9 protein-coding genes are annotated in these 10,063 nt (G+C 63.3%); 5 read left to right on the top strand and 4 right to left on the bottom strand.

Annotated features, from left to right (window positions below; genetic code table 11):
* Nucleotides 1–636 precede the first annotated feature (636 nt).
* Nucleotides 637–3,123 carry a bifunctional diguanylate cyclase/phosphodiesterase gene (locus JQ558_RS15025; protein ID WP_212294054.1) on the top strand — a complete coding sequence of 829 codons (2,487 nt, stop codon included), beginning with the start codon at nucleotides 637–639 and terminating at the stop codon, nucleotides 3,121–3,123.
* 4 nt (nucleotides 3,124–3,127) lie between these two features.
* On the opposite strand, the gene JQ558_RS15020 is transcribed toward JQ558_RS15025, so the two are convergent.
* Nucleotides 3,128–3,691 carry a nitroreductase gene (locus JQ558_RS15020; RefSeq protein ID WP_212204870.1) on the bottom strand — a complete coding sequence of 188 codons (564 nt, stop codon included), beginning with the start codon at nucleotides 3,689–3,691 and terminating at the stop codon, nucleotides 3,128–3,130.
* 172 nt (nucleotides 3,692–3,863) lie between these two features.
* Here JQ558_RS15020 and JQ558_RS15015 point away from each other — a divergent pair, with 172 nt between their 5' ends.
* Together JQ558_RS15015 and JQ558_RS15010 are read left to right on the top strand one after the other, a co-directional pair.
* Entirely contained in the window at nucleotides 3,864–4,166 is a 303-nt protein-coding gene (locus tag JQ558_RS15015) for a type II toxin-antitoxin system HigB family toxin (protein ID WP_409410516.1), read from the top strand.
* Between the two features lie 11 nt (nucleotides 4,167–4,177).
* A complete protein-coding gene (locus JQ558_RS15010) occupies nucleotides 4,178–4,549 on the top strand; it encodes a type II toxin-antitoxin system HigA family antitoxin (protein ID WP_212204872.1) in 372 nt (123 codons plus the stop codon).
* On the opposite strand, the gene JQ558_RS15005 is transcribed toward JQ558_RS15010, so the two are convergent.
* Together JQ558_RS15005 and thrS are read right to left on the bottom strand one after the other, a co-directional pair.
* Nucleotides 4,546–4,755, bottom strand: a complete 210-nt coding sequence (locus tag JQ558_RS15005) for a hypothetical protein (protein ID WP_212294053.1) — start codon at nucleotides 4,753–4,755, stop codon at nucleotides 4,546–4,548. The genes JQ558_RS15010 and JQ558_RS15005 overlap by 4 nt on opposite strands.
* Nucleotides 4,755–6,800 (bottom strand): threonine--tRNA ligase, encoded by a 2,046-nt coding sequence (gene thrS / locus JQ558_RS15000; protein ID WP_212272346.1) that lies wholly within the window; start codon nucleotides 6,798–6,800, stop codon nucleotides 4,755–4,757. Before thrS ends, JQ558_RS15005 begins: the two co-directional genes overlap by 1 nt.
* Nucleotides 6,801–7,118: 318 nt before the next feature.
* Here thrS and JQ558_RS14995 point away from each other — a divergent pair, with 318 nt between their 5' ends.
* Together JQ558_RS14995 and JQ558_RS14990 are read left to right on the top strand one after the other, a co-directional pair.
* The gene (locus JQ558_RS14995) at nucleotides 7,119–7,751 is read left to right on the top strand and encodes a hypothetical protein (RefSeq protein WP_312014988.1); all 633 of its coding nucleotides are present in this window, start codon (nucleotides 7,119–7,121) and stop codon (nucleotides 7,749–7,751) included.
* A 50-nt stretch (nucleotides 7,752–7,801) separates the two neighbouring features.
* Complete coding sequence (locus tag JQ558_RS14990) at nucleotides 7,802–9,709, top strand: caspase family protein (protein WP_212294052.1); 1,908 nt, start codon at nucleotides 7,802–7,804, stop codon at nucleotides 9,707–9,709.
* A gap of 15 nt (nucleotides 9,710–9,724) precedes the next feature.
* On the opposite strand, the gene JQ558_RS14985 is transcribed toward JQ558_RS14990, so the two are convergent.
* The gene (locus tag JQ558_RS14985) at nucleotides 9,725–10,057 is read right to left on the bottom strand and encodes a GrlR family regulatory protein (RefSeq protein WP_249142474.1); all 333 of its coding nucleotides are present in this window, start codon (nucleotides 10,055–10,057) and stop codon (nucleotides 9,725–9,727) included.
* Nucleotides 10,058–10,063 lie beyond the last annotated feature (6 nt).

The following is a 10,063-nucleotide window of genomic DNA, read 5'->3' as shown; positions in this document are numbered from 1 at the left end:
AAGCGTACGGCAAAACTGTGTGGTCCTGGCGCCCGTTGCAGGCGTCAAGCTGTCGGAGAAGCGCAAGCGGGAACGGCAGCGACGGAGTCAACCAAGAACTCGTCTCCGGGGAGATCACGGCATAAGCCGTAAAGCCACTGCGCAGGGAATGTCGGATGTTCTCCGCTGCCCTGTATGCTCGTGTGCACTTTGTTTTGTGCAAACCGCACGCGAGACCTCGGGTGCAGCGCGCATCCGGCATTCCCTGCGCCCTCTCTTTTGAGAGGTGCGAAAATTACCAGCAAACCTCGGGCGCGTCGCGTCGCGGGAATGCGAAGACATGTTTACCCGTCATCCCCGCGCAACGGCGAAGCCGTTGTCGCTGGAGGTGCGAGCTCTGCGAGCCTCGAAGGATGAATCGGCCACAGATCGGGCCGTCGTCCTTCGAGGCGCGCAAGAGCGCGCACCTCTGGATGACGGTTTGAGAGCTCAGCGCTTCAAGCAAGTGTCATAGTTTCTAATGCGCACTAACCATCGCACAACTTAAAACTGTCATAATCGCCGGATCGGTGCATCGCTTCCGCAATTTTTACACGGCATTAAACCCGGCTGCATTGGGATGCGCACGGGATGAAGTTCGGGTAGCGGGGGGCGGTCATGGTTGCGACCAACAAAAAGAAGTCGGCCGGAAAGCCGGGGAAATTCAACACCGAGATGTTCGACGACGTTCCGGTGCTGCAGCGCAAATGGAAGGCCGCGTTGCGGCCGGGCGAAGCACTGCCGCGATATGAAGATGTCATGCTCGGCAGTCTCGGTCGGCTGGCCGATCATATCGTCTTGCTCAGGAAAGATGACGACGCGCTCGGTTTGTCGCGCAGCGGCCGCTACATTCAGCAATGGCTCAACGACGACCGATGGGACATTCCGTTGAGCGACTTGCCGCCGGATTGCGCGACCGCGCTCGGCGAGGCGGCGTCGAGTGCGCTTCAAAATGGCCGTCCGTATCTCGCGTCGGCACATTGCGTGCGCGACGGGCTGGTGCGGACCTATGACGTGCTGGCGTTGCCGACCTCGTCGCGCTGGGGCGGCACGTTGGTCGGGGCCTATGTCAACGAACGTGACGCCCAGTATAATCTGCTGGATACGATCTTCTCCGCGACCGACGAGGGCGTGCTGTCGCTGGCAGCCATTCGCGATGCCGCCGGCCAGCCGGCCGACTTCCAGATCGTCCATCTCAATCAGGGCGCGGCCCATCTGCTCGAGCAGCCGCTGGCCGCGCTCTTGTGGCGCAGGCTCGGCGCCGGGGGAAACCTGTTGTGCGCGCCTGATGTGATCCGCCAGTTGCGCGACATCGTCGCTTGCGACGATGGCGGCCAGATCGAGATCGACCGCGACGATCGCAGCCTGCGACTGGGCGTCACGGCGTTCGGCGACATGCTCTCGCTGACGCTCTCCGACGTGACCGCGCTCAAGCGAAGCGAGGTCTCGTTCCGTCTCTTGTTCGACAACAATCCGATGCCGATGTGGGTGTTCGACGCCGAGACGACCCGGTTCATCAGCGTCAATGACGCCGCCGTGCAGCATTACGGCTATAGCCGTGAAAAATTCCTGCAAATGCAGCTGCGCCAGATCTGGCCGCAGGACGAATGGGCCACCCACAGCCAGGCGCTGCAGCAGGTCGGCGATGTCTACGATTCAGGCCGCGACTGGCGGCATCTCAAGGCCGACGGCAGCGAAATCCATGTTCTGACATTCGGACGGCGGGTCGCATTCGACGGCCGCGACGGCTATCTGGTCGCCGTGGTGGACATCACCGAGCGCCGCAAGGCGGAGGCGCGGATCGCCCACATGGCGCATCATGACGGCCTGACCAATCTGTCCAACCGGGATTTCTTCCAGGATCGCCTTCGCCTCGCACTGGAGCGGAGCCAGCCCGCGGGCAAGCGGGTGGCGGTGCTGTGCGTCGATCTCGACCTGTTCAAGAACGTCAACGACAGTTTTGGCCATCCGATCGGCGACCGCCTGCTGAAGGCGGTGGCCGAGCGGCTGCGGTCCGAGGTGCGCGGCGACAATTTCGTCGCCCGGCTTGGCGGCGACGAGTTCGTCATCGTGCTGGCGTCAGATGTCTCGCCGAACGAGGCGAGCGATTTTGCCGACCGGCTGATCGGCGTGCTGAGTGCCGGCTATGATATCGACGGGATCGAGGTCATCGTCGGCGCCAGCATAGGCATTGCGCTGTCACCCGGTGATGGGGCGAGCTGCGAGGAATTGATGCGCAACGCCGACATGGCGCTGTACCGGGCCAAGTCCGACGGCGGCGGCGTTCACCGTTTCTTCGAGCGCGAGATGAACCAGCAGGCGCAGAAGCGCCGCGACATGGAGCGCGACCTGCGGCGGGCCTTTGCCCATGGCGAGTTCGAACTGAATTACCAGCCGCTGGTGGACATCGCCGCCAATCGGATCAGCGGCTTTGAATCGCTGCTGCGCTGGCGCCATCCGGACAAGGGCATGGTCTCCCCGGCCGAGTTCATTCCGGTCGCCGAGGACATCGGCTTGATCGTGGCTTTGGGCGAATGGGTGTTGCGGGAGGCGTGTTCGGAGGCGATGAACTGGCCGGCGGATATCAAGGTCGCCGTCAACCTGTCGCCGGTGCAGTTCCGCAGCCGCCATCTGGTTCAGGCGGTGATTTCGGCGCTGGCGCATTCCGGACTGTCGCCGCGGCGGCTCGAGCTCGAAATCACCGAGTCGGTGTTCCTCGCCGAGACCGAAGCCAATCTGGCGATCCTGCACCAGCTCCGCGAACTTGGCGTCAGCATCTCGATGGACGATTTCGGCACCGGCTATTCCAGCCTGAGCTATTTGCGGAGCTTTCCGTTCGACAAGATCAAGATCGACCGCTCCTTCGTGAAGGATTTGGCGCAGCAGTCCGACTGCGTCGCGATCGTGCGGGCGATCTCGGGCCTTGGCCGCAGCCTCAACATCACCACGACTGCCGAAGGCGTTGAGACCACCGACCAGCTCGACTGGCTGCGCGCCGAAGGCTGCAACGAGGTGCAGGGCTTTTTGTTCAGCGCGGCGAGACCGGCCTCCGAGGTTGCAGCGCTGTTATCCGGATTCGGTCCGCGGGCCTCGAAGGCGGCGTGAGCGATCAGAACCGCGTCACGATATCCGACAGTGCCGGGCGAGGGCGGTCCTCGGCGGGCTTTGACGGCGTACCGATATGGATGAAGCCGGCGAGCTTCTCGTCCGGCTTCACGCCGAGCCCTTCGAGCACGTCGCGGTCGAATGCGAACCAGCCGGTCAGCCAGTTGGCGCCGTAGCCGAGCGCGGTGGCCGCAGTGACGATGTTCATGGCGCTGGCGCCGGCCGACAATTCCTGCTCCCAAGCCGGCACCTTGGGGTGCGGTTTGACAAAACTCACCACCGCGATGACCAGCGGCGCATCCATCAGCCGGCGCTTCTCCATTTCGACATCGGCCGCCGGTGCGCCCGGATTCTTCCGCGCGAACACGGCTGCGATGACGTCGCCGGCGCGGGCGCGGGCATCGCCTTCGAACACGATGAAGCGCCACGGCGTCAGCTTGCCGTGGTCGGGCACGCGCGAGCCGATAGTCAGGATGGTCTCGAGTTCGGCGGCCGAAGGGCCGGGGCCGCTCATCTCGCGTGGCTTGACGGAACGGCGGAGTTTCAGGAGTTCAAGGGCGTCGGGCACGATGAGGCTTTCGTTGCAAGAGTTGGCGACCGGATATCACGTAGATAGGAAGCCGACGAGGCTGGTGAAGGCCTTTTTAGACCGATTGTGATCAGAGTGGCGAGGATGACCGGCCGGACGGCTCGCGATAAAAGTCTTGGTCCCAAGGTGGGACTATGATAAGATTCAGGCGGTGAGAGTGATAGCGCTCAGCACGATCAAGAATTTTCTCGGGCGAAGCGCGGATGTTGCCGACGCCCGCGAGCCGGTCATGGCGTGGTTTCGCCAGGTGAGGCAGGCGGATTGGGCGAAGCCGGCGGACGTCAAGCGGGACATCCGTAGCGCCAGCATTCTCAAGGATGGCCGCGCTGTCTTCAACATCGCCGGTAACAAATATCGTATCGTGGTCTGGATCAACTATCCCTATCGCGTCGTCTATATCAGGTTCATCGGCACGCATCGGCAGTACGACTCGATCGATGCGCAAAGCATTTGAGGATTCCGATTATGGATATAGCGCCCATTAAATCCCATCGTGACTATCGCCGCGTGCTCAAGGAGATCGAGGGGTTGATGAGTGCCCGGCGCAATTCACCCGAGGGTGATCGGCTAGATGTTCTGGTCACGTTGGTGGAAGCGTGGGAGCGTAAACATTACCGGCTCGATCTGCCGGATCCTGTGGAGGCGATCAGGTATCACATGGAACAAAGCGGCTTGCAGCCGCGCGATCTCATCCCTTTTATCGGCAGCCGGAATCGCGTGCACGAAGTGCTAAATCGTCGGCGCGAACTCACGCTCAACATGATTAGACGGCTGCACGAGGGACTCGGCATTCCCGCCGAATCCCTGATCAAGATTGGGCAGAACAAGGCTGCCTAAATCGACGGTGCCGGCTTCACCGGCATCTTCGCCGCCCGCTCCAGAAGATCCTTGCCGAGGTCTTCCAGGATCTCTCGCGTCGCCAGGAACAGGCTGTGGCCCTCTTCGGTTTCGATCGCCAGCGCCACCACCGTCGGCCGGTTGGGATCCGGGATCAACTGGTAAGCCCGGATCGGAAAGGCCGGAAGCTCCTGCTCGTCGGTCATCAGGTCTCGAGCCTGGCCCGCTTGACGTCCGGCGGGGTGGCTTCCTCGACCAGCGCCGCCAGCGCCTCGTCGGTCGGCATCACCTTCTGGCCTTCGCTGCCGAGCCGGCGGACCGAGACCGAATGGGTCTCGGCTTCCTTCTTGCCGACGACGAGAAGGGCCGGGATCTTCGCCAGCGAATGCTCGCGGACCTTGTAGTTGATCTTCTCGTTGCGCAGGTCGATTTCGACGCGCAGGCCGGCGCGCCGCGCCGCCGCAGCGACCACCTTCGCGTATTCGTCGCCTTCGGAAGTAATCGTGGTGACGACGGCCTGCACCGGCGCCAGCCAGAGCGGGAAGTTGCCGGCAAAATGCTCGATCAGGATGCCGATGAAGCGCTCCATCGAACCGCAGATCGCGCGATGCACCATGACCGGCACCTTCTTGGAGCCGTCGGCGTCGATGTAGAACGCGCCGAACCGTTCCGGCAGGTTGAAGTCGACCTGCGTGGTGCCGCATTGCCAGTCGCGGCCGATGGCGTCGCGCAGCACGTATTCGAACTTCGGCCCGTAAAACGCGCCTTCGCCGGGATTGATCGCGGTCTTGATGCGGTTGCTGCCGCTGGCCTGAATTTCCGACAGCACGGTGGCCATCACGCGCTCGGCGTGATCCCACATCTCGTCGGTGCCGACGCGCTTCTCCGGCTTGGTCGAGAGCTTTATGGTCAGCTCACCCTCGAAGCCGAAATCTGCATAGGTCGACAGGATCAGGTCGTTGATCTTGAGGCACTCGTCGGCGAGCTGCGCCTCGGTGCAGAACACATGCGCGTCGTCCTGCGTGAAGCCGCGCACGCGCATCAGGCCGTGCATCGCGCCCGACGGCTCATAGCGGTGCACCACGCCGAATTCGGCGAGCCGCAGCGGCAGGTCGCGGTAGCTCTTCAGGCCATGCTTGAAGATCTGCACATGGCCGGGACAGTTCATCGGTTTGAGCGCAAACCAGCGCTTGTCCTCGGCCTCGTCGCCGGCCGATTGCGCCGCGAACATGTTTTCGCGGTACCAGTCCCAGTGGCCCGAGGTCTCCCACAGCACCTTGTCGAGGATCTGCGGCGCGTTGACCTCGCTGTAGTCACCGGTCAGGCGGCGGCGCATATAGGCGATCAGCGCCTGAAACACCGTCCAGCCCTTCGGGTGCCAGAACACCACGCCGGGGCCTTCCTCCTGGAAGTGGAACAGGTCAAGCTCGCGGCCGAGCTTGCGGTGGTCGCGCTTCTCGGCCTCCTCGATCTGCTTCAGATAGAGGTCGAGGTCTTCCTGCTTCGCAAACGCCGTGCCGTAGATGCGCGTCAGCATCGGGTTGTTGCTGTCGCCGCGCCAATAGGCGCCCGCGACCTTCATCAGCTTGAACGCGTTGCCGACCTTGCCGGTCGAGGTCATGTGCGGCCCGCGGCAGAGATCGAACCAGTCGCCCTGGAAATAGATCTTGATCGGCTCGTCGCCGGGAATGGCGTCGACCAGTTCGACCTTGAAGGCTTCGCCCTTGTCGCGGAACACCTGTTTGGTCTTCTCGCGCGACCAGACTTCCTTGGTGAAGGGTTGGTCGCGCGCGACGATCTCGCGCATCTTCTTTTCGATCGCCGCGAAATCTTCCGGCGTGAACGGCTCGTTGCGGAAGAAGTCGTAATAGAAGCCGTTTTCGATCACCGGGCCGATGGTGACCTGCGTGCCCGGCCACAGCGACTGCACCGCTTCGGCCAGCACATGGGCGGCGTCATGCCGGATCAGTTCCAGCGCGCGGGGGTCGTCGCGGTTGACGAACTCGATCCTGGCATCGCCCGAGATCGGATCGTTGAGGTCGGCGACCACGCCATCGAGCGCCATCGCGACCGTGCGCTTGGCCAGCGACGGCGAGATGCCCTTGGCGATCTCGAGCCCGGTAATACCTTGAGGAAATTCGCGCCTGGCGCCATCGGGGAAGGTGAGGGTGATTTTTTGCACGGGTTCGGCCGGTTTCAAGTTCGCAAGGCCAAATTGGAATCCCGGTGCGGGTGCATTGCTGTCAGGCATTGGCGTCTCCTAAAGCTCACTCCTGCGAACGAGCGCAGGTAAGCGGGAACAGGCGGTATAGCAGGGGATTCGGCTCCTGCAATCGGGCAATATCAAGAAAATCGGCGGCCCGATCGGACCCGCGATGAACGGTCGGGGACGCCACCAGAGGCCCGCATGACCAACGTCATATGGCGATCGGCCATTCGCGCCACGTATTTGACGTTTGGCGCCCTGATCGGACAGAGTTCTGTTGCATCCACTGGTTGCCGTCGCATGAAGTTGGTAGTGATGGCTTGCTGGTTGTTTCGAAGATGTTTGCCCGTCTCTCTTGATCCCATGACGCTGCGCGCAATTCTGGCCGTAACCTTCATCCTGATCGCAGGAACGGCGTTGGCGGCTCCTCCTGTCGCGCGGCCTGTGCCCGCGGCGAGGCCTGCGCCGGGCGCAGTTCCGGCGGCACAGATGGTGTTCTATGTCGTCAAGGGCGCGCCCGATGCATGCGGCCCCGGCTGCGACACCTGGATTGCGGCCGAGGGCAAGATCGATGTGGCCGCGGCGGCGCGCCTGCGGCAGGTCAGGGATCGCAACCTGCCGATCTATTTCGCCTCGCCCGGCGGCAATCTGGACCAGGCGGTGGCGATGGGCGCGATGCTGCGCGAAAAGTCCGCTATCGCCAGGGTGGCGCGGACGGTGGTCAGGGAGTGCGGCTTCGAAGCGCAGAACGGCGATGTCTGCCTCAAGCTGAAGCAATCAGGCCGCGTCCTCCACGGCGATCTCTGGACCCGCGGCGCGAGCTGCAACTCGGCGTGTCCCTATCTCATCCTCGGTGCGACGACCCGCGAGATCGCTGGCGACCTGTCCGCCGCCGAAAACCACCGTGCAGGCGATCGGAGCGCGCGAGGGCGTCGCGCCGCGCTGACGCGTGTGCAAGCGGGCACAACGCCAAAGTTCCACACCGCGCCATCGTGACAAGACCGGGTTCGCGTGCTTCTCTCGTGGTGGGGAACCCGAGGGGGACGATGGTGGGGAAGGGCAAGATCGCGGCCTGCGCCGCGTTGGTGGCGCTTCAATTCGCGGCCGTGGGGCTGGCGTCGCCGGACAGGGCGGTGGCGCGCGAGCAGCCAAGCGGTTGCAAGGTCGGTCCGCTGAAAAGCATCGGCGAGCTGGACGACCGCGTCGCGGCCTGCACGATCCTGATCGATACCAGCCGGTCGCCAAAGCAGCTGGCGCTGGCACTGTCGTACCGTGCGCAAAGCCTCCTCAACCAGAAGAAATGCGACGCCGCGTTTGCCGACCTGATGCGCGCCAAGGACGTCTCGCCGTCCAAGAAGAGTTCCGACTATTACGATCTGCATTTGTGGATCTCGTACTACTGGCAGCACTGCAAGGGCGATTTCGATCGCGGCATCGAGGTGCTGAACGAAGCCGCTGCGATCCTGCCCCGTGATCCCGCGGTCTATAACCAGCGGGCCAACATGTTCAGCGACAAGGGCGATCACGCGGCGGCACTTGCCGACATCAACCGCTCGATCGCTCTGATCAACAACGATCCCTATCGCGCCTCGGCCTACAACAACCGGGCGCTGATCCTGAAGACGATGGGGGAGTATGAAAAGGCCGCAGCCGATTTTGGCGTGGCGATCAGGCTCGCGCCCAAGAACGCCAAATATTATGCCAACCGCGGCGATGCCTGGCGTCGCACCGGAAACCTCGAGCGTGCCTTGCAGGACCAGGACCGCGCCATTGAGCTTTACGCCGGCGGTCCCGGCATCGCCCTTGGCCTGACACTGCGCGGCGAGACGCTGCGTTTCATGGGCGAATATGACCGGGCGCTTTCCGACTTCAACCAGGCGATCCGGATCGAACCGGACTTCGCGCCGGCACTCACCGGCCGCGGACTGACGTTCGAGCGCACCGGCGATCTCGAGCGCGCAAAATCCGAGTTCCGAACGGCGCTGTCGATCAGCGAGAATTCCGGCCGGGGTGACCTGTCGAAATCCGCGCGTGATACGGCCGAGGCGCGTCTTGCGGCGCTTTCCTCTGGTGTGCCGCAGCCGACCATCCTTCCGGTCCCGATCAGGGCGGCCTCGACGAATTCGGTGCCGACCCCGGCTGTTGCGATACCCGTCGTGGCACCCGCAGCGGCCAAGGCTACGGCTGCAAAGCAAGGCCGCCGGGCCGCACTGATCATCGGTAACTCCGCCTATAAATCGGTACGGGCGCTCGAGAACCCAGGCCGTGACGCCGAAAAAATCGCGGGCACATTGCGTGCAATCGGCTTCGACAGCGTAACGGTCGCCATCGATGTCACGCGCGAGAAAATGACCGAGGCGCTGCGCACGTTTGCAGCGGCCGCCGACAAGTCTGACTGGGCGATGGTCTATTATGCCGGCCACGGCATCGAGGTGAATGGCGTCAATTACCTGATACCGGTCGATGCCAAACTGGCATCCAGCCGCGACGCCCTGTTCGAGGCCATGCCGCTGGATCAGGTGATGGCGGCCATCGACGGCGCAAAGAAACTCAGGCTCGTGATGCTCGATGCCTGCCGGGACAACCCGTTTGCGAATTCGGCAACATCGAGCCCGACGCCGGTTACCGCAGCGCCGGCGCCGGCTTCGAACGAAGGCGACACGCGCGGCGCCAAGACGCGTTCGGTCGGCCGCGGGCTTGGCGAGGTCAAGGTGCAGGGCGCATCGCTGGTGGTTTACGCGGCCAAGCATGGCGAGACCGCGCTGGACGGCGAGGGGGACTATTCGCCGTTCGCGGTCGCGGTCGTGCAGCGGATCGCGACGCCAGGCGTCGAGATCAACAAGCTGTTCCGCCTCGTCCGCGATGACGTGATGGAAGCGACCGCCGGACGCCAGGAGCCTTACACGTATGGCTCGCTGCCCGGACGCGAAGACTTTTTCTTCGTGAACAGGTGACGGGCAAGAGAGGTCCTAGTCCGCCATCCGCGTCAGCACGGCCTTGAAGGTGACGCCGGGCAATTGCAGCGCGGTGCCTTCGAAGTCGACCATGGCGCCGTTGTCGGCCCCCTTCAGCGTCAGCGTGATCATGTCGGTGCCGAACAGCGGCTTGAAAGCCGGATCGGGGTTGTGACGCTCCGTGGTGACCTTGGCCAGAATGCCGTCGCCCTTGTCGGTGTAATTGCCGATGAACGCGAAAGCCGAATTGCCGCCCCGAAGCTTGCCGCCGATGGCGTAAATCACGCCGGTGCCGGTTCCGTGAACCGTATGAAATTCAACCTTGTATAAGCCGTCCTGCAAAACCATCCCCAA

It is taken from the genome of Bradyrhizobium sp. AUGA SZCCT0160 (genome assembly GCF_018130105.1).
GTDB lineage: Bacteria > Pseudomonadota > Alphaproteobacteria > Rhizobiales > Xanthobacteraceae > Bradyrhizobium.
Note: the sequence above shows the minus strand (reverse complement) of the source record. Positions and strands in the feature narration are given on the sequence as shown.